Raw genomic sequence first — 22,736 nt, 5'->3', positions numbered from 1 at the left:
TTACTCCATTCACTATTAATAAAGAACCATTTGACGAAAAGTCAACACTGCAATGGTGTTTTCAAGCGACTTTTTGGTTGCCGGATTGTCCGGCAAAACTCAGCCGACCGAAGCGCCCGAGCCGATTTCGCCGTCGACGGTAACCAGACGCAGTTCCTTGCCTTTTTTGGCCGCCAGCAACATGCCCTGCGATTCGATGCCGCGGATCCTGGCCGGCTTCAGATTGGCGACGACGACGATGGTTTTGCCGACGATCTCCTCCGGAGTGTAAAACTGAGCGACGCCGGCGACCAACTGACGTTTTTCCGCGCCGATTTCGATCTGAAGCTTCAGCAGTTTGTCGGCGCCGTCGATCTTCTCCGCCGCCAGCACTCTGGCCGTTTTCAACTCCGTCTGGAAAAACTGATCGATGGTGATCAGGTTGACCGGCTTTTCCGCCGGCGGAGCGGCCGGCGCCGGTTTTGCCGGCGCCGGTTCATCGACGATGCGCGGAAACAATCCGGCGCTGTCCTGCACCTGCCGTCCGGAAAGCACGTTGGCGTCATTTTCCAGTTCGACGATGGAGCAGTGGGCCGCTTCCGCGGCGTTCAAGCCGAGCGCCAGCCGCAATTCGGTCATTTTTTCCGGCATCACCGGATGGAGCAGCACCGAGATTTGCCGCAACGCTTCGGACGCGGTATACAAAACAGTCCGCAGCCGGCCGGTTTCGCCTTGTTTGGCCAGCGTCCACGGCGCGGTTTTTTCCAGGTAGCGATTGCCGGCGCGCACCGCGTTCATGATACTCTCCAAACCCTGTTCCAGCCGCATTTCGGCCAGCGCCTTGCGCATCGCCTCCCGCGCCGCGCGGACCGTCTGCAGCAGCTCTTCGGCGTCGGCGTCCGGCGCTTCCGGCGCCGGAATGACGCCGCCGCCATTGCGCAAGGTCATCTTGAGCACCCGGCTCAGCAAATTGCCGAGGTCATTGGCCAGATCGCTGTTGTAGCGGCCGACGAAGGCTTCTTCGGTAAACGAGGCGTCCTGGCCGAGCGACATTTCCGCCATCAGGAAATAACGGAAGGCGTCGACGCCGCAGCGGTTGATCATGTCCATCGGATTGACGACGTTGCCGAGCGATTTGCTCATCTTCTCCCGACCGGTCAGCCACCAGCCGTGGGCCAGGATGCTCTCCGGCAGTTCGACGTTCATCGCTTTGAGCATGGTCGGCCAGTAAACGGTATGAGTGGTCAGGATATCCTTGCCGATCAGGTGGTAGGACGCCGGCCACCATTGGCGGAACATCTCGTCATCCTGCCGGTAGCCGACGCCGGAAATGTAGTTGATCAGCGCGTCGAACCAGACGTAACAGACGTAATCGGGATCGAACGGCAGCTCGATGCCCCAGCTCAAACGGGCCTTCGGCCGGGAAATGCACAGGTCGCCGAGCGGTTGCCGCAGGAAACCGAGCGTTTCATTGGCGCGGAATGCCGGCTGGATGAAGTTCGGGTGGCTTTTGATGTAATCGATCAGCCATTGCTGATAGTTGCTCATCCGGAAAAAATAGTTCGACTCGATGATTTCGGTGACCGGCCGGCCGCATTCCGGGCATTTGCCGTCGACGAGGTCCTTTTCGGTGAAAAAGCGCTCGTCCGGCACGCAGTACCAGCCTTTGTATTCGGCCTTGTAGATCAGGTCGCGGTCATAGAGGTCCTGCAATACTTCGCGGACGACTTTTTTGTGAAAATCGCCGGTGGTGCGGATGAAGCGGTCGTTGGTGATGCCGAGCTTGTGCCACAGCTCCTGGAACCGCACGACGGTACTGTCGCACTGCTCCTGCGGCGTGATGTGGTTCTGCTCGGCGGCGCGCTGCACCTTCTGGCCGTGTTCGTCGGTGCCGGTCAGGAAAAAAGTCGGGATGCCGAGCGAACGGTGATAACGGGCCAGGACATCGGCCAGCACCGTCGTATAAGCGTGGCCGATATGCGGTTTGTCGTTGACGTAATAAATCGGCGTGGTCACATAAAATTTATCGGGATTCATATAAAATGCTCTTTCCTTCAAAAATGATATATTACAATACAATTCTGATACTCTACCGTCTTTTCCGGAAAAATACAATTCAAAAATTTCCGTGAAAAGTCCATTCCCGGCAAATAACCGCCTGTCCGGCCGGCCGGCGGCGCGGTTTCGGCATTTTTTTCCCGGAAAAAGCGCTTGGCAGCTTGGCATTGCCTGCGGATAAACCTACATTAACTTTCTGAAAATGAACGTTTGGTTCGGAACCGTCAAAAAGGAGATGGTATGATAAATAACTGACGTTCGCGGAATCAGCTTTCTGCGTGTAATTTATGGCGATTAACTTACACGTTTGGAAGCGGACAGGTTGCAGACTGAATGTTTCAATGAGGCGCATCAGAAACGATGACGACCCCGGAAAGGAGATTAGTCAGATCTGTAAACCAGAGCGCCACCGTAGAGAGCGACTGATTAATCGACTACTCTGTATGGGAGGATGGTGAGGCCGTGACAGCAGTTCCGCTTCGATTCGTGAAAAACGAATGGAGGCAGAGAATGATGACAAGTTTTGTTGGAGTGGATTTGCACCGGAACAATTTTACTTATTGCATCCGGGTAAATGGGGAAGAACGGAAAATCGGCAAGTGTGAGATTACCGAACTGAAGGGCTTTGCCGCAATGCTCGGTCCGAACACGGCGATGGCGGTGGAGGCGACCGGAAATACGTTCATGTTTTGCAGCTCGCTGAAAGCTCATGTCGGGCGACTGGTGGTGGTGAATCCATCACAGTTCAAAGTCATCAGCATGTCCACCAAAAAGACGGACAAACATGACGCAAAAGTGTTGGCGGAGTTCCTGGAAAAGGATATGCTTCCGGAGGTAAGAGTGAAAGACGATTTGCAGGCGAAAATTTCAAGTCTGACGCAGACCAGGGAAAAACTGGTTCAGTTGCGTACCGTATTGAAAAACAAAGTCAACAATCTGTTAGCAGCTAACTTCATCGTGCTGAAACGGGAAGAACTGTCCACGGAGAAAGGGCTTTTGAAAGCATTGAGTTATCACTTCGACCCGATCACCGACACGGAAATGCTGGTGGTTGTCGAACAGATTCGCAGTCTGAACAAAAGCATTGAAAAACTGGATAAGGCGATTGAGGATCACGGCAGCAAGATGGACGGCTTCGACAACCTGAAATCCATCAAGGGAATCGGCTCGAAAGGTGCGGCGATCCTGTTGGCAACCATCGGCAATATCGCTGATTTCCGATCGGCAAAGCAGTTGGCCGCTTATATCGGAATCGTCCCCAGAGTGAGCAATTCAAATGACACGGTTTGCCACGGAAGAATCACGAAGAGCGGCAGCAAGATCGCCAGAACCGCTTTGGTGCAATGCGCTTTGATCGCCAAACGCTACAGCCCGTATCTCAATGCCTTTCATGAATCGGTAAAAAGTCGGCGGGGAGGTGCGAAAGCCAATATCGCCTTGGCTCGCAAATTCCTCGATATCGTGTATAGAACATTAAAAAACAATTGGATGTTTGAGAATTTTACTCAATTCAAGCTCGTAAAAAATTGAGTTTTTCTCGACATCGAAGTGGAAATTTATCATGGGAGCGCACTTAATGATCGATATTCAGACCGGCTGTTATCGGCTCAGTCTCAATCCCCGTTCCGGCACCATCGGCTCGATGCGTGGCGCCGGTGATCCGGAGTTTGTCAATCTGGCGCACATCGACGCCGAAGCGGGATTCGGCAATCTGGTTTATACCAGGCGCAGCGAAACGCCGGCCTTTGAAGAATATGCCAGTCCGATCGGCGTGCCGGGCGTCCGGCTGCGGGAATACCGCTCGTTCGCCAATCTGCAGTCGGCGTCCGGCCGGACCTTCCGGTTCGAGAACGGTTTGAGCCAGTTGGCGGTCACCTATCGTTTTCATGAGGAATATTTCGACATCGAATTGGAGTGCGCGCTGGAAGACGCCGACCAGATCGGCCTGGATTTGAATGTCGCCTTTATGGATTTGCGCCAGACCGACGCCCGGGAATATCAGTTCACGCCGCAATCGTTCTATGTGGCCGAGGACCGGTCGCTGGCTTACGTTTATCTGGCCAAGCTGGCCGGTTGCGGCATGTTCATTCATTCGTTGACCGAATGTGCCGGCTGGCGGCTGCTCTACGGCTACGGCGGCGATTTCGTCGTGCGCGGTTTGCAGATGCTGCGGCGGTTTGACAGCCGGCTGGATGCCGCCCATGCCGCCGAGGCCGGGAAGCCGGTCAAGTTCGCGGTGCGGGTGTCGTTTCCGGCGTCGCTGACGGCGGCGCTGGATCGCCTGCAGCGGCAAAACGGGATGCCGCTGCCGCAACTGCCGCTGCTGTCGACCGAAGCCGGCGGCGCGCTGCCGTTCCTGCCCGGCTGTGAAGTGGCCGGCCTGACGCTGCGCCATCCGGATGGCCGGCTGGAAACGCTGCCGCCGGACTGCCGGCAAATCCGTTTGCCGGACCCCGGCTTTTACCTGCTTCATTTGCAGAGCCGGGCCGGCGGCGCGCTGGACATCGTGCTGCAGGCGTCGCTGCCCTGGCTGGAGACGCTGAAACGGGCCTGCCGGAAAGCCGAGCCGACTTTTGGCGCCTGTGCCGAAGGCTGGTACTGGGCGCAGGGATTCGCCCTGGCCCGGCGCTGGTTCGGGCCGGACCGCCGGATCGACGACTATCTGCACGATGCTTTGTGCCTGGTCGGCATGCAGGGAGTGGAACCGCCGGCCAATCCGCCGGCGCCGCCGCGGGAGGAGACGATGCGCCGGCTGACGGCCGGGAAGCCGGATTATCCGGTCTACCAACCCGGCGAGAAATTTTTCATGTATGTCCCATGTCCGGAAGAACACACCTTTCTCGGCATCAGGCACGCGCCGTTCCATCTGTATCGATGGGAACGCATTCAGGACCAGTTTGCCTTGATTCAAACCTACCTGCTGGCGGCCGACGCCTATGGCGAAGACGGCTTTTATGAGCATGCCATCCGCCTGGCCGAGGCGATGATCGCCGATCATCTGGCGCCGGACGGCTCATTGCGCTGCGTCCGGGAGTGGGAACGGGTGTCGATCGATTACACGACGGTCATCGCGCCGCTGCAGGCTTTGGTGGAGCTGTATCTGGCGATGTGCCGCAAGGCGGATGCCCGGTCGGAACGGCTGCGGGAAATCTGCCTGAAAATCGCCGATTATCTGGTGGCCCGCGATCTGGAATTTCCGACCGAAGGGTGCAGTTGCCATCTGCGCTGGACGGAAGACGGTTCGATCGCCTGCACCGCGCTGTCGGTGCTGTTCGTTTACCACTATGTCGAAGCGGACGTTCGTTATCTGGAGCTGGCCCGCCGGGTGATGGAGTTTCACCGCATCTGGCAGTTGACGGCGCCGGACGCCCGGGTGGAGGGATCGAGTTACCGCTACTGGGAGACCCAGTGGGAAAATGACGGAGAGGGGCGGGCGATCAATGCCGGCCACGCCTGGACCTTGTGGCAGGCCGAAGCGCTGTTTTATCTGGCGTTGAGCGACAACGATCCCGAAGCGCTGCTGGACTCCTACAACGGCTACCGGACCAATTTGTGCAAATACATGCCGGACGGCACCTGTTACTCCTGTTTCACGCCGGATTACCTTCCGCAGCGGCCGCGCCGGTTCGAGCTGTGCCACTGTTATCCGAAAAAACCGGACAACAGCCTGGCCTTTTACCTGTGGCCGCGCAGCGTCGACAGTTGGCTGAAAACGTTTGCCCTGATTGCGCCGGAACGGCTCGGTTTGTCGCCGGAGCTGGGTGTCATCGGCTTGAATTGCCGGGTGGAGGAGTCGGGTGGCCGGTTGGCGGTCACGCCGCTGGCGCCGTTTGCGGAGCAGGTTTTCATCGCCCTGCCGGAAGAAAAAGAAATTGTCATACACGGTGCCGGGCCGTTGAATGTTTTGGGCGGTCCGGCCCGGAAGATCAGTTATCAGAATTGAGGAGTTGTACGGATGAGCAACAATAAACTGTTGAGCCGGGCCGAACTGCCCGAGGAGTTGACCTGGGATTTGTCGGTGGTTTACCGGGATCTGGCAGAATGGGAAGCCGACTATCGGAAGATTATGCCGCTGGTCGACAAGGTGATGACCTTCAAGGGGCATCTGGCCGACTCGGCGGAGACGCTGGCGGCGGCGATCGCCGCGATGGACGATATGGAGCGGCTCGGCGAGAAGGTCTATGTTTTCGGCCATTTGAAATCGGATGAAGACACCGCCAACAGCGGGAACCGGGCGCTGGTCGAGCGGGCGGGGGCGTTGTTTGCCGAAATTTCCGCCAAAACCGCCTGGTTCGAGCCGGAGATCATGGCGATTGCGCCGGAGCGGATCGAGGAATTGCTGAACAGTCCGGAGATGGCCTTTTACAAGCGCAGCATGGAAGAACTGCTGCGCGGCCGGCGGCATACGTTGTCCGAGGCGGAAGAGAGTGTGCTGGGCGCGTTGTCCGATGTACTCGGCACGCCGTCGAAAACATTTTCGATGCTGAACAACGCCGACCTGGTTTTTCCGAAAATCACCAATGCCGCCGGCCGGAAGGTGGAACTGACCCACGGCAATTACATCAAATTTCTGGAGAGCGGCGACCGCAAGGTGCGGCGCCGGGCGTTCAAGGCGATGTTCACGGCTTATGAAAAATTGCGCAACACCTTCGCCTCGACGCTGGACGGCACGGTCAAAAAACATGTCGTCGGCGCCAAATTGCGGCATTACCCGTCGGCGCTGGAGCAGGCGCTGTTCGATGACAACGTGCCGGCGGAGGTGTACCGCAACCTGATCAAGGCGGTGCACGCCAAGCTGCCGGCGCTGCACAAATACTTGAAGTTGCGCGCTAGGGTGCTGAAACTGCGGAAACTGGATATGTACGACATCTATGCGCCGCTGTTGTCCGACTGCCGCCGGGAGTTCAGCTGGCCGGAGGCGGTCCGGCTGGTCAAGGCGGCGCTGCGGCCGCTGGGCGAAGAATATTGTCAGGTGCTGGACCGGGCGTTCCGGGAGCGCTGGGTGGATGTGCCGGAGTGCCGCAACAAGCGTTCCGGCGCCTATTCGAGCGGCTGCTATGACACCAATCCGTATCTGCTGCTGAATTTCAACGGTACTTTGAACGATGTTTTTACCCTGGCGCATGAACTGGGGCATTCGATGCACAGCTATTATTCCAACCGGCATCAGGAATATCATTATGCCGATTACAGCATTTTTGTCGCGGAGGTGGCGTCGACGACCAACGAATTGCTGCTGCACCATTATTTGTACCGCGATACCGCCGACCGGCAGTTTCAGGCTTATCTGCTCTGCCATCTGATCGACGAGATCCGCGGGACGATCTACCGGCAGACGATGTTCGCCGAATTTGAACTGCTGATGCACGAATTGAGCGCCAGGGGGGTGCCGCTGAGCGCCGACCGGCTGTCGCAGGAATACAAGGCGCTCAATGACTTCTATTACGGCGACGCGGTCAAGTCCGATCCATTGATTGCGATGGAGTGGGCGCGGATTCCGCATTTTTATTACAACTTCTATGTTTACAAATATGCCACCGGCATGTCGGCGGCGTTGAAGCTGTCGCAGAATATCCTGAGCGGCGATCCGGAAAAATTGGAGCGCTACTTCGGGTTCCTGAAAGCGGGCGACTCCAAGGATGTGCTGGACATCATGGCCGATGCCGGAGTGAACCTGGCGACCCCGGAGGCGATTGAAAAGGCGCTCGAAGAGTTTGAAAAAGTCGTCGATCAGCTGGCGGAAAAATTGAATTGATCAAGCGAACCGGAAAGGAGCCGGATTATTTATGCAGGAACAGGAGTCTTCAAGCCGAAGTGCCGAATCGTCGCCGGAAACGTCCGGGATGGCGGTGAACCCGCCGCCGTCTTCCACCTACGGCAAAATTGCGGAAATTCCGACACTGGAAGCGGTGGAGGGCATCCGTTTCGATTTCAATGACGGCATCCGGATCGCGTTTCCGCACAATGACCGGGAATACCGGGTCTGCTTCGAGGACCTGGATACCGGCATCGTATTGTACAATGCCGATACGGTGCCCGGCGCTCTGGTTACCAGCATCAAGAAATTCTTCATCCGTTTCCGGTTGCAGATTTTCCGCAAAGGCGAAAAGGAGCCGATTTTCGTCCACGATTACGACGCGAAGGATCGTGAAGTGATGATCCAGCTTCCGGTCGGCACGATCGGCGATTCGATCGGCTGGTTCAGCTATATCGAGCGTTTCCAACAGAAGCACCAGTGCCGGATCGTCTGTGTGATGACGCCGTGGATTGCCGATCTGGTCCGCGATCAGTATCCGGATTTCCGGTTCATCACGGTGGACGAAACGCTGCAGTACCGCCCGTATGCCAGCTATTACATGGGGTTGTTCTTTCACGGCAATGTCGACAACCAGCCGGTGGATTTTCGTTATATCGGACTGCACCGTACTGCCGGATACATTCTCGACGTCGATCCGTCGGATATTCCGCCGCGTTTCGACTTGACAGCGCCGCGCCGGATTGCCGAGCCTTATGTCTGCATCGCTGCCCAATCCTCCAGCCAGGCGAAATACTGGAACAATCCGCATGGCTGGATGGAAGTGGTGAAGTTTCTGAAAGCAAACGGTTACCGGGTGTTGTGCATCGACAAGGAAGCGGTGCACGGCAACGGCATCCATTACAACTTCATCCCCTATGGCGCCGAGGATTTCACCGGGGCGCTGCCGTTGCAGGAACGGGTCAATCTGATCAAAGACGCCGACTTTTTCATCGGTTTGTCCAGCGGATTGAGCTGGATTGCCTGGGGCTGCGGTGTGCCGGTGGTGATGATTTCCGGTTTCACACATCCGACCAACGAATTCGCGACGCCCTACCGGGTCATCAATTATCACACCTGCCACAGTTGCTGGAATGACATGCGCATCGATTTCGATCACTATGATTTCCTGTGGTGCCCGCGCCACAAGGGTACGGCACGTCAATTCGAATGTACCCGGCTGATTTCCGCTTTTCAGGTCATTTCGACAATTCGCAAAATTCCGGCCTTTCAACGGCATATCGCCGCGAGTGGTGATCAGGTAAAAGTGCCGCCCGCGCCTCAATCGGCTTGCCTGTCGCCGACGTAACGGAGGGACGTCGGCATGGATTGTAACATCGAAGAAAGACCGTCACTGCGGGCACTTGCCGTCAGCCGGGAGTGTGCCGGCAAAGGCTGTCCGGAGTTGCCTGATCGGGGTATTTTTCTAGCGGAGGAGAAATCGCCTGCGAGTAATATATGGGGATTAACCGCGGCGCGAAGGAGGGCGGTAGGTTCCGTGATGTGGATAGGCGAAACGCCAATAGAGCGATTTGATATTTTCTACGAGAACAGCTCCATGATTTTTTAGGAATCATTATGGTCCGATATATCAAGCGCTTTTTCACTTTTTCCAGGCGTTCGGGTAGAAAAGGAAACATTTAGCCTGAATGTTGCATGAAACTTTCGAATCGTCGAGAAATGTTCAGAAGATTCGGAAGTTTTTATTTTCAGAGTCGGATATTGTCGTTTTTTTGCAAATTGAGCATATTCCCCCTTTCCCCCGTTGTTGTTCGGCGAGCCGGGGACAGCTCTCCAAGGTTTTATTCCCAAGCGATGATTTTCGCAGCGATCAAGCGGAGGAGTTCCTGATTTGGACAAGCACTTGAAAGAGCAACATAAATTTTTCTGGTATTCCGCCGAATAATGGCACCGATTTTCACCAGGTATAAGCGAATGCTGCCGCAGGTAGCCTCGGCAAATTGAGTTCCTGTCAACAACAATGCCCGAAACCGTTCCATGAGAATATAAGCCAAACTTGAAAGCAGAAGCCGGAATTGATTTGCCGCAAAGTCATGGCAGCTCGTCCGATCAGCGAAAAGATCCAGCTGCTGTTCCTTGATCCTGTTTTCCATCTCACCTCGGGCGCAATAGACTTTTTCATAAAGATATTGTCCATCATCATCAAGATTGGTGACGATAAAACGATTATTCGGTCCGGGGGAGTTGAATTCCGCTTTGGCAATCACCCGGCGCGGGTATTTCCAAGTTCCTGCCGCATATTCGAACTGAGTAAACAGTTTTGCTTTTTCATGTGTTTCGTTGTAAAGTGCTTCCGCTTTCACTTGAAGATCTTTTGATAATTCCAGCAAACGTGGATTTTTCGCCAATCCGACAATATATTTGACCTCATTTTTATCACACCAGTTCAGCATTTTCTGCCGACAAAAGCCACTGTCTCCCCGGAAAATAATCTTAACCTTCGGCCATTTCTGCCGAAAGCGCTTTACCAGTAGCGAGAGAATCGCCCAAGCATGCTTGGCCGCATCAATTTTTGATGGACGCAAATAAGCCACAAGCAATTGATCCCCGCAGAAAACATACAACGGCAAAAAGCAATAGTGGTCATAATAGCCATGAAAAAAGCGATTTTCCTGCATCCCGTAAGTGAGGTCATCGGTAGCATCGAAATCAAGAATCAATTCTCGAGGCGGCGTGGAAAAACTTTCGATAAAGAATTCGACAAACAATCGGCTCAAATCTACGCAAGCACGACGATCGATTCCATTTTCGAATCGACATAAAGTGCTTGGAGTGGCGAGTTGACGATCACGACCGACAACAGTTTGAATCAGCGGATCAGTTCGCAATTCATGATGGTCATTGAGATCTTCATGGCCGGCAACCAAACCAAAAACTCGTTGACGAAGCATGCTCAGATAGGAATGCTCAACTTTTCCGGGCTGTCGAATATCAAAAGAATCCAGCAGGTTACCGGCGCGCCGGGTCAAACCGAGTTTGCGGTCGAATTCTTTCACAAAAAGCAACCCGCCGTCACTGCTGATATCTCCACCGGCGAAATTGAATTCAATTTTTCTGCTTTTCGGACCTTGAAAGACCGGAATCGAAACATTACATTTTGTCATTGGCAGACCTCGGCGTTATATTGTGATGTAAGATATTACAATATAATACGTTAGTCGAGAATCTGCCTCTTTGTTTTTGAAAATTTACGCAATATTCAGGTTAGTTGGGCTTTACGGACAGATTGACCATTCCGGACTTCAGAAGTACATCGAACATGGTGTTGCGCCAAGCCCAATCGAGCTGGTCTATGGCCTCCGGCAGCATCAATTCTTGCATATTGCCTACCGTGCTGACAAAGTGCGGGTTACCATGTTCATCGACCGTACATTCCGCAGTCTTCAGGAACTCTTTTACTTCATTCCAACACTGGGTTCCCCCTGCGTCTTCCTGAAAGTAACGGATTGCCTGTTCCCGCTTGGCTGGATCAACCACACAATCGGGCATTTGCATGACGAATTCAACTCGGTGATTGGAACAATCCGTGTTCTCGCGGACCGGCGATTCAGGAACGGTTCCCGAGTCTTCTTGTGAAGCGGCTGTCGGAACAGTCGTGTTATGAACCTGATTGTCGTCGGCATCATTGTTGACGTTTTCCGCAGGAGTGATCTTACTGTTTTTCTTCATGTTAATGTTCCTCGTTGAGGGGTTAGAGTTTAGGAAGGACTCCGTGTCCTTCCCTCACGTGTACGCTTGTGTTACTACTTGATAATGTAATCGTTGCTTATTTTCGTCTCCTTTTGCTTGAGCTTGTTATGGTGGTGAACACCGAATGTCGTTCACCGACATATAATCTATATGGCCCATTATTTTTTACTGAGACAGTGCCTTGAGATAACAATCGCTCCGAGCAAACAGCAAACGCCGTTCCTTCAGAGCAGCACGATATCCCTTTGGTATCCGAGACGAGAAGAGTTCGTATTGATGCTTCGGGGTGTTGTCTTTCTGGGGGGCGTTAAATGGTTCTTTACCTCAGCGTGTCCGAGGCACATTATGTTCATCATATTAGAAATATTTCTGTGATGTTCTTCGTTCGTCAAAGGCGGAACATCCGCTTCACCTTCACGGAATCTCCGTAAAACCGAACATTCGGCATCCCCCTGGAGTCTTCTCTTTTTCGCTTACCTTCGCCGCATAACTCATCCAGTGGGAAGCATCGTTCAGTCGACTCTCCGTATCCGGTGCATTACGACGAATTCGTATCCCGGTTCCGCCTTCAGCCTGGCCTTGCGGTGGACAGTACCGCACGTAATTGGAATCAGACGGGCAACCAATCTCACGAGCCCAGACGTCATTGAAGAATCTCGCGATCCTTACCGCGCTCTGAACCTCGTTGCCGTCGCAGATCGGATAACAATGATAATGCGGCTGCTCGGACGTCCGCTGTTCTCTGGCCCAAACAAGTTGGGTGTCGATCTTTTCCCGTTTCAGCTTCATCCGGCATTTGCGTATCGCATTGGAAATATGTTGATTGTTATCCTGAGGTTCCATTTCAGGAGGGAAACGAAACTCCAGGTGCCCCACAAACACCTGACAATGCTTATCCGTCATATACTGCAACCGCTTCTGGATTGCGGTCATGGCCTCCCGGTAAACGGGATGCTGTGGATCGGCGTTGACGGACAAATTGTTTAACTGGCTTTTCGTGTGGCGGTGTCTCTTCGGCATGATTCTATTCTCTTTCATTGAATGATTGTATGATTGATTCCTGTTCAATTATTGTTCTCCTCGTAAACTCGAACAATAGCCAGGAATCAACTCTTAGGTATTGCTATAAAACAGGTAATGCTATTTCTAATAACCGACTTGGAGGAGAAAACATATCGTCTGTATTGCCGCCGTTTTCCGTGACGCAGGATGCGGCGATACAGGGGGTCATGGATTTTACAGTTAGGTACTGTATAGGATAGTAGAAGCCGGGAGTAAAAATTAACTTAGGCTTAACAAGAAAACGATTTCAGTCTGTTTCTGTAGATAGCGATAGGGACGTTTCAGAGCACTTCCTTTCCGACTCTCTTAGGCAAGATAATTGCTGTGACAGAAACAATGGAAACGCGTCCTGATCATTGAAATCATATTCCGTACACAAAATCCGAAATAATACCATTGCCTCTATTTGAGTCGATTGAACGTTATAATCATGGAGATGGAGGCATAATAGAAACACCATTAAAATGTCTTAATCGAGGGCTATTTTTAAACTAAGCGCATTTGAATTCAAGGTCTCAAGCATGTATAATACTGTTGCATATGTAACTGCGGATATGAAAATGGATTAAAAATAACAGAATTGGTGGAACAGGTAAAATTAAGGCATGATCAATATAGAAGGATACCAAAACTTTAACACATGGGTATTCAAAGAGTATTTTGAACATGCCCTGGGGTCATACTCGAGTGTCGCCTCTGTATTTATCGATATCGATAAAGCGAATGGGAATGAAAATATTTTAGATGCATATGCCTATCTGGCTACTTGTGACTGGCAACATTTATGCGGATTTCAGAAGGATGGAATTCCTCTCTATCTGGGGCTTGTCGCAATTCAGCTGTTGGCCGCTTCCGCTCGACAGGATGATGAACTATGTTCTGCAAGCGCCTATAATCCGCGTTTACGGGAAAAGCTCTCCATAACAGACAATATACTTCAGCGAAGATATGGAGAAGGTCAAGATAGGATTTATGACCATTTTGAAAAATGGTGCAACCGGCATAGTCTGGCCATTTATTTATCCCGTCGAATAACATCCGGTCCCGGCCGGTATTGTCAATATCCCTTGAGCTTGGCATTACTGCATCGGAAAGATATTGAGTCATTAGGACTTTTTTTTCATGACTGCAAGCTGGCTCCAGATGATGAAATTGATTTTGAATGGTTTCAAAGAATTGTTCGTAATCGCATTCGTAATTTTTCGCCGCTTCAGCGAAAATGGTTGCGCTTTGATAAAGGCCGGGAAGAGGCCGCCCTGAAGCAAATGTATGCGGCTTATTTGTCTTGGGACGGTTACTATGCTGAAACGAATGAAAAGCGGAAATCACACAACCCCACACAAGCCAGGGAATATGGAATGTATTGGGCAGCGGGAGATGAGCCTTGCCCGGAATTTTTATGTAATGACAAAGAAATACCTTACCGGGATATCCCTGGGTTGAACAAAAGAGGCTGTTTTTTTGTTCAAGATCCGGGATATCCCAAAGACTGGCAATTGCTACCCCAGAAGCAAGTCGGAAGCGAAAATGATCGCCAATATGCTTTCGTTTGCATAACTGCGTCCTCACTGACCGAGGCATTGAAAGAGCAGTTCGATATAGAGCCGTTTTGCTATGAATCGTTGAGGGTTTACACTTTATCATCTGCTCAAATCGGTATTTTGGCAACATTTCTTCCAAATGTGTTTGCATTCCAACCTGCGATACGGCTTTCCGGGGGAATAAAATTGGGATATCGGATATGGATGGAAAATGCCGGGCCAATGATCGACACAGATCATTATCAGGGAGAATCCATTCTACTTGGCTGCCTGAGAAAAAATTCCCCTAAAGAGTGGAAGACCCTGAAGATTTCGGAACAGCCTCTCGTTCATTTGAAAGAAGGTCGTTATTTTTTGCAATATAGTCCGGATGCGGCTTTGATCCATTTTAAAATCGCCTCTCCTTTGCCATATGAAAATGCGGATTGGTCCAATCTTGGCTGGGCATTGGAAGAGAATGGCTTTCATGTTTCCGATACTCCTTGTATCCGAGGACTTGATTTTTCCGGCATTCCACCGGAATTACTGAAGGTATATGCTGCTTCTCCAAATACAGGGAACCCGATTCGGCAATGGTTGCGGCTATCTACTGGGCAAGCGGTTGAAAAAATTGACAACGAAAATTTGATTCATCAAGTTTTGAGGAGGGGTAAGCATGGAATACGCAATCGGTAAAGTAATATATGTCACTGGCCATGCCCGAATTGAAGTTTTATCATACCCGAAAAACGGTTTTTGGAATTCCGCGGCAATTCCGGAGCATTTTCCAAGAACAGGCAAGGTATTTGCTCCTAGTTTCAGTACTGATTTCCCTGAAATAGCTGCTGATGACATCATTTGTTTCAACTATAAAGAAAACGAAAAATTGTCCGAGCGGGAAGATCATGATGCATTCATCATTCCACGCAAAAATGAAGGCGGTCGGGTTTGGAGATGTCCGCAAGTGATAGAACTTCTTTCGGAGAATATTTTCAATCGCGTTGGGTATCCGGATATAAAAGACCATATCTACTTCTTCCGCAAGCAAGGGGCGACTTCTTATATTTGCGGTCCGTTACATAGTTCCGATTTGTCTCCCTTGAAAGGGAAAGAAGTAAATGCGTGGGTATTTCGATCAAATTACGACACGGTTTCGATCAATGAAAAATCGTATTTGATAGAACCAACGGAATTTACGAAAAAAGCTGCAGAATTTCAAGTAGATTGCATGACTGCGATTCAATTGAAAGAGTGGCTGAAAGGAAAAGTTTCCAATTGTTTGAGCTCCGACGAATTAAAGCAGATTCAGGCTAAAATCAAAAATATCGAGTCAGGCGACGAAAACGAACGGCTCTCCAAAGATCGCTTTGCCAGAATCAGGCGTTCCCTGACTGCATTGGGACTGGATTGGGAAGAAATTCAGAACCTTCGAGGAGTTCCAGGCTTTAAAATCACGATCGATGAAATTGTCAAAGCAAATATCGACACTATCTTACAAACAGAGCCTGAAGCGATCCAGCAACGCAAGAAAATGGAACAAGCCAAGGCCGATTTGACTGCGGAGCTAGAGAAAGAACGGAAACGATGCGGCGCGGCTCAAAAGAAACTGACGCAGGACTTGGAAAAACTTCAGCAACAACTCAGTTGCCGGAGCGAAGAATTGCGCGTGAAAGAAGAACAATTAACCAGTTTGCACAAACGGTGCGATGAAGTGATTGAGTTGATCAAAATACAGACTGAAATTGCCCCCTCCTGTCGCGAACCGGAGTATTCCACAGCTTCCTACCCGCTTGAGCGAGTGGAGAGAAATCCGAACGCAGAATCGGTAAATTCGGCAAACAGAGAGCAGTTTTTAAATGAGGTCAATGGTCTTTTAGGGTTAGATTTCATGACGGAACGACTGCTTAAAGATATCAGGAAGTATGATTCGTTTGTCACCGATGATATACGGACAGGTCTCTTCCTCTCTACAGTATTGGGGAATAGCATCTCCCTGCTCAGCCAACCCTCTCCCCAATGGATGGAATTTAAAGATTTCTGGTATGAGGTGTTAAAAGTCATCTGGAATTCGGCACATGCCCATCCGGATATCTGGCATTTTCTATTGATCGAAAATTTTAATATTGCCCTGCCGGAATGCTGGGGAAAGCCGCTATGGAATATTTTTGACTGCAAAGCTATGCAAATTCCTTATGCTGCAAATTCGAAGTTCCCCAAAAACTTACGCGTGATTGTGTCCCTCGCCGAAAGTGAATCGGAAGATCAGTCCCACCTTGGCCTTCCTACCAACATTGCGAAAAATTGGAAGAGACTCAATATTTCGGAGAAGTGGGACAAGCACTGGGATGATTTTTGCGATACATGGAAAGAAGGTCTGGCTGTAAATGAAGATTACTTTTATCCGGTAAAATAAATGGCAAACGAAACATTGCAAATTCAGAATATACTTTTGTTATGGCTTGCCGCTCAATCCGAGGCGGTAAGCCACGAAAGGTTACGCGATGTATGCAATGCAACTGTTTTGTCAGTCAAGAAAACTCGCGATAATTACTCTTTGTATCTATATTTCTACCCTTTGGTTCGCGCCGGGATTGTTGAATGCGGAATCGTCGGCAGGAAAACGGTATGGCGACTGTCCCCGCCAATGGTATTCTTCGAAGATTCGGCCGGTGGCCGCTCCTGGCTTGGAATCAATCTGACGGAAAGCCAGAAAGACCGCATTCCCGCCGACCTCGTTGAAGACGACATGGAACAACTTGCTACTGTCGTACGTTGGAATACTTCACAAGCAGAGCAAGGAGAGGAATTGCCTATAGTCAGTTCGCCATCGACAAGCGTGCTGTTAAAATGCTTTCCTGTATGCACCCCCGATATCTTTGCTGAGGAGGATTACAGTAATATCTCTGTTTATACACAGATATTTTCTTCCAAGGGCTGGCGTTTTTTATCTTCTGAAGATAGACCACAGGGATTATATCGTCTGTCGGAAGAAGTCTATTCCAGGCAGATTTATTTTCGCTCAGGAAAAACCTATCGTCTGGGAAAAGATATTGACGATAAATTTTGGTCTAAAATCATGCATTGCATTGATCACGAAATCCCTGTAGCGCATTATTCAAAGAAGGACAAGGAGTTGGATTTTCTTATTGACCCGCCCTTTATGTTGGGGCGCGTCCTTTTCCAGAATCAACTCTTTCACCGTTTCGATGTAAATTCGAGACAATACGGAAATGTTGAGGAAGAGCATCTGCAAGAATTAAAACGCATATTCTGCGATTGCATATCGGAGTTCGAAGGAGAAAAACATCATGACTGATCCCGTCTCTATCTGGAATGATCTGAAGAGTAATTACTTGCGATATCTGAAAACCGGCATCCCGTTATCAAACGTCAAATTGGATGATGAGCGTGAAGCGCTTTTTCATGACATCGAGAAAAATATGGATACCCTGTGGCATCAACCCTATTTCGAGCTGATGACTTCTTATCCTGCCGGAGCAAAGCTGTCTCAGCTTGACGGTTTGCCGAAAAGTTTCGAAGATTTTGCAAAACTTGGCTTATTCCTCCCCGAGAACCTGTACAAACATCAGGGAGATGCTCTTTGCGCGGTGGAAGCAGGAAAGCATATCGTTGTAACCACCGGAACCGGCTCCGGAAAAACCGAGTGTTTTATGCTTCCCCTATTTGCCAAACTGATTCGGGAAAAGCAGCGTTCTGCTTCCGCGAATGCCGTAAAGGCGATTATGCTTTACCCTTTGAACGCTCTCGTCGAAGATCAACTGGGCCGGTTGCGCAAGGCATGCAACACTCCGGTGGCCCGAAACTGGATATCCGGACATTGCAATGGTAATTTATTGACATTCGCGCGTTATACAGGCGTAACTCCCAAGACGGAAACGGAGCAGGAAGCCAAGGATTTAAAGAGAACCTGGGAGAAAATAAAAGAGAGCCTTCCGGAAAAAACGGAAGAAGAACAAAAAGACTGGATATCCCGCTTCATCAATACCGACAACGACTCGGCTGAACTTTGGAATAGAGCCCAAATTCTAGGTACTCCTCCGGATATCCTGATCACCAACTATTCCATGCTTAATGTTATGCTGATGCGCGAAAAAGAAGAGTGCATTTTTGATGCGACAAAGGCGTGGCTGAAGGAATCGCCGGAAAATGTTCTCTACCTGGTTATAGACGAATTACACACTTACCGGGGGACGCCGGGGACGGAAGTCGCTCAATTGCTGCGGCTGCTGATCCACCGCCTGGGAATTGCATCCGACTCAAAGCAAGTTCGCTTTCTGGCAACCAGTGCATCGCTCTCGGAAGATAATTATGACTTTATATGTGATTTTTTCGGTTGCGGGATTGATCAATTCTCTATTATTCAAAACCCGGTTATCCAAGCGCCTGCTGAAACCGACAAGCTTGATCCGACTGTATTCAAAGAACTGCGTAATCAGGATATTACTTCGGATATGGCGCTCCGACTGTTTCGTGAGCATCGCCTGGAGGCCATTCTAAGGAGCGCTTTCTGGAGCGGCGAAAAATATGTTCCGCGCATTTTATCCGATCTAGCAAAAATCATTTTCGACGATGATACCGAACTTGGCATAGAAGCTTTTCAGGTGCTGCTGCGCCTGACTAAGATATCCAGCGAGAATGGATCGAACAAAATCCCCTTGCGTATCCACTATTTTTTCCGCAATATTGATATGCTGTACGCTTGCAGCAATCCGGAATGCGGCGAAGTAGACGAACAATACCGTTATGAGAACCGCAAATTCGGTCGTTTATACCTGTCACCAATCAAACGATGCAGGTGTGGCGGGCGGGTCTATCCCCTGGCCATATGCAGAACCTGTGGGGAAGTCTGCCTGGAAGGCTTAGACCGAAGTGGCGAACTGATCGACGCAGCTCCGCCGGGCGAAAACCATTTGTATACGAAAAGATTCCTTTTACCTCTGCCGAATGATTCAGAAACGTTGGAATTGAGAGAATGGAAACGTTGCTCATTCGATCCATTTTCCGGAGAAGTAAAACCCGCCGAATCTCGTCGCGAAGGAGATTATCTGGCAATCAGTTGTTCCGGAGATTCCAATGATCATTTTCCGGAATATTGCCCATCCTGTGAGGCGGAAAAAAGAGGTCCGAAACAGATGGCTCCATTCTACAAGCATGGAACCGGTGTGCAGAAGGTGAATCAGCTTATGGCAGATTCACTGTATTCAGTTCTGCAAGATTCTACCAATCGAAATGAAAAATTGATTTTATTCTCAGACAGCCGACAAGGAGCAGCGAAACTTGCAGCTGGAATCGAATTGGACCACTTCCGTGATTTGCTGCGACAGCTGGTTTATCAATCGACAAAAGACATTTTAGCACAAAACCAGAAGTATACTTCATTTCTTGAACGTATTGACGATCTTTCGCGGTCGGAAGAACGTGAATTGGTTCGATATTTCAACGAAAAACGATTGGATGATATCCTTGAGCGCGCGTTAGATCATGATACAACTGCAGTTGAGACACTGAAAGAAAAACTTACTGAAGTATCTGTCGAAGAGTTATCTATCCCCATTACAAAAATTTTGACCCAATTAGGGATATGCCCAGCCGGACCGAAACCGAGTTTCTATAATCATAATACTTTGACTTGGCGAGATTGCTATTATCGCGACATTCCTTCCTCGGAAGAGTTGAATACTTACCAAAAGAATCTGCAAGCAGAACTGTCCAAAGAAATATTGACAGTTCTGTTTCCCGCCCCCCGCCGTTCTTTTGAAGGTCTTGGCCTGGGAATGGTCCGACATCGGAATATGCCGAACGACCCCAAAGCAAATACTTTAATTCGAATGCTGGGAGAAAGGCATCGCCTGCGTGGCAATGATCGTGCTTCAAGTGGAATTCCTCGCGATATCACACACTACTTTAAAATGATAGGAGTTGGCAGACACGAACTCAGCGAACTGAAAGATAAATTGATAAACGATGGAACACTGCTGGCTGATCCATTGGTCTTAACCGGCAGAAATTTGCTTGTAAACCTATTAAATTTGACCGAAGGCCAGGTGTGGCGTTGTCCACAATGCAGAACTTTACATCTGCACTCCAACAATGGCCGCTGTCTCAACTGTACACAACATTTGCCGAAAACAGGAAACGCGGCACGCAACGAGAGAATGGAAGACAATTATTATTATGCGATGGCGCATAATAAACAATATTTCCGGCTCCATTGTGAAGAGCTTACCGGACAGACAGACCGTTTGGATGCGATCCAGCGTCAACGGTACTTTCAAAATGTTTTTTTAGATGATGAACAGTTTGCCGCGAAAGCCTTCAGCATAGATTTGCTCAGTGTTACAACCACGATGGAAGCAGGAGTCGATATCGGTTCTCTGAATGCAGTTATGCTGGGCAATATTCCGCCGCAACGCTTTAATTATCAGCAGCGCGTTGGTCGTGCCGGACGACGCGGAAATGCCTGGGCTTTCGCATTGTCCGTAGCCCGCAATAACTCGCACGATTATGCACACTTCATTGAGCCCGAGAGAATGATTTCGGCTCCGCAAAGTCCGCTTTATATCGATATTGAAAATAAAACAATCATCCAACGGATGGTCGCCAAGGAAATCTTGCGGCGTGCTTTTGGAAATCTGGATGTAGAATCTGATGGAACATCGGTTCACGGCGAGTTCGGGAAGGCTTACCAATGGGAAAATTATCGGGATGGCATTCAAAATTATCTGAATCGGCATGTTGAAGACATTGGAAATCTGGTTGATATCATTTCCAATGGAGCATCCTTATCCATCAGTATTCGCAATGACATTACCAGTTACATCATAAATGGCTTGTGTTCTAAAATCTCCGATATCGTGGAGCGTAAGGAGGAATTTCCACAGTTGGAACTTAGCGAACGCCTAGCTAATGCCGGAGTATTGCCGATGTTCGGATTCCCAACCAAAGTGAGAAGCCTCTATTTAAAGAAGCCACGCCAATTACCGCCTCAAGATGATACCATTGACCGCAACTTGGAAATGGCGATAAATTCATTCGCTCCAGGCAGTCAAATCGTAAAAGACAAAGCTCTGCATACTGTCACCGGTTTGGTAGCTTGGCGGCGGGAACGCATGGAGATATTACCGCAAGATGGACGCGGATATATTCGCAATGTTTTTTCGTGTCCATGCGGCTATATAGAACTGACAAAAGACGTACATGAATCATTTACCTGTCCGGTTTGCGGAAAGTCGAAACAGACCATTATCACATTTACCCCGTTGGGTTTTTGTGTTAATTTTAAAGCGGCACCTCAAAACTATAACGGTGGTGGCGATTGGGTTGCTCAAAATTACACGACGCAATTAGAATTCAAAACAGAAGATACAAGCTTTGACAAGGTACCAGAAACCAGTCTGGGAATTTACTCCAACACATCAGCTCAAATTTATCTGCTCAATGATAATGCGGGAGATTTATTTGAATTTGCTGAAGATAAAAATTCAAAATGCTGGGTAGTCCCAAGTATCCATAACAATCAAAAAGGCGAGAGCGCGGATTACGATATCAATCAAGTTCAAAAGGCCGGATTGCTGGCAAGCAGAACCACCGGTATTTTGTGCATCCGACTTATCGAACATCCAGACCTACTGGACTTAGATCCGATGAAGCCGGCAGTTCGGTCGGCCTATATTTCAATGGGTTACTTACTGAGAAAAGCAGCATGTAATTATTTGGACATTGATTTAGGAGAACTGAATGTCGATTATCGAGTTGTTTTGAGCAACCAGGGAAGTAAAAAGGCCGTAGGAGAGTTATTCTTATCGGATACCCTGGAAAATGGTTCCGGCTTTTGTGATTTTTTATTTCATAACGCCTCGCATCTGAAGAAGGAACTGCTTGATGTTTTTAATACCGATAAGTCTGAATCCGGTTTGAAGAAGTTATTTGATACTCATGGTTGCTTTTTGGCCTGTTACGATTGCATAAAAGATTACAGCAATCTTTATTACCATGAATATCTGAACTGGCGCTTAGGGCTCGACATGATTTATCTGGCTCAGGATTCCTCTTGTTTCATCGGGTTCGATTTGCCGCATTGGAAGGAACTTATTCGCCGGTATTTCCCATCGGTAACAGATTTTTCTCTGCCGATAGCAATCAAGCAAAGCAAGACGGTTATCGTTCATCCTTTATGGTCTAATAAGTATATTGAAGAATTGAAACATCAAAACAGCCTGACGGATTATTCCCCGGAATCGATCTTTACGTTTATTGCGGAAAATAAGAATTGGAAAGATTTTGTCCAAAATTCTCACGAAAGATAATCTACCGGTATTTGTTCAGAGAGAAACACGATTCCGATTTGTAATCAAAAACTCGCGATGCTACATTATTCTGTCAGTTGGTTATAGGGAAAATCTTGGTGATTATCCCGCTGGCTGATGGCTCAATTGCATTCAAAAAAGTTCCCCACTTTTTCCCCATTTCGACGGAAAAAGACCCGTGAATTCCCCAAAAAGGGGAAGTCGGGCTTCTGCTGACGGAGTGCCATAAAGTGCCAGGAGTGAGTTCAAGAAGGGCGAGTTGCCGCTTTTTTGAGCTTAAATTAC

The 22,736-nt window shown here is 49.6% G+C and carries 12 protein-coding genes; 8 read left to right on the top strand and 4 right to left on the bottom strand.

Going from position 1 to position 22,736, the window contains the following annotated elements:
- Positions 1–99 precede the first annotated feature (99 nt).
- On the bottom strand, positions 100–2,016 hold the full coding sequence (metG, locus tag HWX74_RS03310; protein ID WP_176012187.1) for a methionine--tRNA ligase: 1,917 nt from the start codon (positions 2,014–2,016) through the stop codon (positions 100–102).
- Between the two features lie 534 nt (positions 2,017–2,550).
- Between metG and HWX74_RS03305 the strand changes: the two genes are divergently transcribed.
- From HWX74_RS03305 to HWX74_RS03290, 4 genes are all read left to right on the top strand, one after another.
- Positions 2,551–3,567 carry an IS110 family transposase gene (locus HWX74_RS03305; RefSeq protein WP_176014518.1) on the top strand — a complete coding sequence of 339 codons (1,017 nt, stop codon included), beginning with the start codon at positions 2,551–2,553 and terminating at the stop codon, positions 3,565–3,567.
- Between the two features lie 31 nt (positions 3,568–3,598).
- Positions 3,599–5,980, top strand: a complete 2,382-nt coding sequence (locus HWX74_RS03300) for a hypothetical protein (protein WP_176012186.1) — start codon at positions 3,599–3,601, stop codon at positions 5,978–5,980.
- Positions 5,981–5,992: 12 nt separating this feature from the next.
- On the top strand, positions 5,993–7,792 hold the full coding sequence (pepF, locus tag HWX74_RS03295; protein WP_176012185.1) for an oligoendopeptidase F: 1,800 nt from the start codon (positions 5,993–5,995) through the stop codon (positions 7,790–7,792).
- 88 nt (positions 7,793–7,880) lie between these two features.
- Positions 7,881–9,140 (top strand): autotransporter strand-loop-strand O-heptosyltransferase, encoded by a 1,260-nt coding sequence (locus tag HWX74_RS03290; protein WP_217704835.1) that lies wholly within the window; start codon positions 7,881–7,883, stop codon positions 9,138–9,140.
- 493 nt (positions 9,141–9,633) lie between these two features.
- On the opposite strand, the gene HWX74_RS03285 is transcribed toward HWX74_RS03290, so the two are convergent.
- The 3 genes from HWX74_RS03285 to HWX74_RS03275 all read right to left on the bottom strand — a co-directional run bounded on the left by HWX74_RS03285 (position 9,634) and on the right by HWX74_RS03275 (position 12,562).
- On the bottom strand, positions 9,634–10,956 hold the full coding sequence (locus HWX74_RS03285) for an IS1380 family transposase (RefSeq protein WP_176012100.1): 1,323 nt from the start codon (positions 10,954–10,956) through the stop codon (positions 9,634–9,636).
- Between the two features lie 100 nt (positions 10,957–11,056).
- Complete coding sequence (locus HWX74_RS03280) at positions 11,057–11,521, bottom strand: hypothetical protein (protein WP_176012183.1); 465 nt, start codon at positions 11,519–11,521, stop codon at positions 11,057–11,059.
- 435 nt (positions 11,522–11,956) lie between these two features.
- Positions 11,957–12,562 (bottom strand): inovirus-type Gp2 protein, encoded by a 606-nt coding sequence (locus tag HWX74_RS03275; RefSeq protein ID WP_176012182.1) that lies wholly within the window; start codon positions 12,560–12,562, stop codon positions 11,957–11,959.
- A 647-nt stretch (positions 12,563–13,209) separates the two neighbouring features.
- On the opposite strand from HWX74_RS03275, the gene HWX74_RS03270 reads away from it, so the two are divergent.
- The 4 genes from HWX74_RS03270 to HWX74_RS03255 are packed head-to-tail and all read left to right on the top strand — an operon-like array spanning position 13,210 to position 22,451.
- Positions 13,210–14,820: a hypothetical protein gene (locus HWX74_RS03270; protein WP_176012181.1), complete on the top strand. Its 1,611-nt coding sequence runs from the start codon at positions 13,210–13,212 to the stop codon at positions 14,818–14,820.
- Complete coding sequence (locus HWX74_RS03265; RefSeq protein ID WP_176012180.1) at positions 14,801–16,537, top strand: hypothetical protein; 1,737 nt, start codon at positions 14,801–14,803, stop codon at positions 16,535–16,537. Before HWX74_RS03270 ends, HWX74_RS03265 begins: the two co-directional genes overlap by 20 nt.
- Positions 16,538–17,440 carry a hypothetical protein gene (locus HWX74_RS03260; protein ID WP_176012179.1) on the top strand — a complete coding sequence of 301 codons (903 nt, stop codon included), beginning with the start codon at positions 16,538–16,540 and terminating at the stop codon, positions 17,438–17,440.
- Entirely contained in the window at positions 17,433–22,451 is a 5,019-nt protein-coding gene (locus HWX74_RS03255; RefSeq protein WP_176012178.1) for a DEAD/DEAH box helicase, read from the top strand. Before HWX74_RS03260 ends, HWX74_RS03255 begins: the two co-directional genes overlap by 8 nt.
- Positions 22,452–22,736: the final 285 nt, after the last annotated feature.

This window comes from Victivallis sp. Marseille-Q1083 (assembly GCF_903645315.1).
Classification (GTDB): domain Bacteria; phylum Verrucomicrobiota; class Lentisphaeria; order Victivallales; family Victivallaceae; genus UMGS1518.
The sequence above is the reverse complement of the archived record's forward strand: the minus strand, read 5'-3'. Positions and strand labels throughout refer to the sequence as shown.

Excerpts from the sequence above, each read along its gene's own strand:
- metG (WP_176012187.1), bottom strand. The coding sequence starts at position 2,016 with ATGAATCCCGATAAATTTTATGTGACCACGCCGATTTATTACGTCAAC.
- HWX74_RS03305 (WP_176014518.1), top strand. The coding sequence starts at position 2,551 with ATGACAAGTTTTGTTGGAGTGGATTTGCACCGGAACAATTTTACTTAT.
- HWX74_RS03300 (WP_176012186.1), top strand. The coding sequence starts at position 3,599 with ATGGGAGCGCACTTAATGATCGATATTCAGACCGGCTGTTATCGGCTC.
- pepF (WP_176012185.1), top strand. The coding sequence starts at position 5,993 with ATGAGCAACAATAAACTGTTGAGCCGGGCCGAACTGCCCGAGGAGTTG.
- HWX74_RS03290 (WP_217704835.1), top strand. The coding sequence starts at position 7,881 with ATGGCGGTGAACCCGCCGCCGTCTTCCACCTACGGCAAAATTGCGGAA.
- HWX74_RS03285 (WP_176012100.1), bottom strand. The coding sequence starts at position 10,956 with ATGACAAAATGTAATGTTTCGATTCCGGTCTTTCAAGGTCCGAAAAGC.
- HWX74_RS03280 (WP_176012183.1), bottom strand. The coding sequence starts at position 11,521 with ATGAAGAAAAACAGTAAGATCACTCCTGCGGAAAACGTCAACAATGAT.
- HWX74_RS03275 (WP_176012182.1), bottom strand. The coding sequence starts at position 12,562 with ATGCCGAAGAGACACCGCCACACGAAAAGCCAGTTAAACAATTTGTCC.
- HWX74_RS03270 (WP_176012181.1), top strand. The coding sequence starts at position 13,210 with ATGATCAATATAGAAGGATACCAAAACTTTAACACATGGGTATTCAAA.
- HWX74_RS03265 (WP_176012180.1), top strand. The coding sequence starts at position 14,801 with ATGGAATACGCAATCGGTAAAGTAATATATGTCACTGGCCATGCCCGA.
- HWX74_RS03260 (WP_176012179.1), top strand. The coding sequence starts at position 16,538 with ATGGCAAACGAAACATTGCAAATTCAGAATATACTTTTGTTATGGCTT.
- HWX74_RS03255 (WP_176012178.1), top strand. The coding sequence starts at position 17,433 with ATGACTGATCCCGTCTCTATCTGGAATGATCTGAAGAGTAATTACTTG.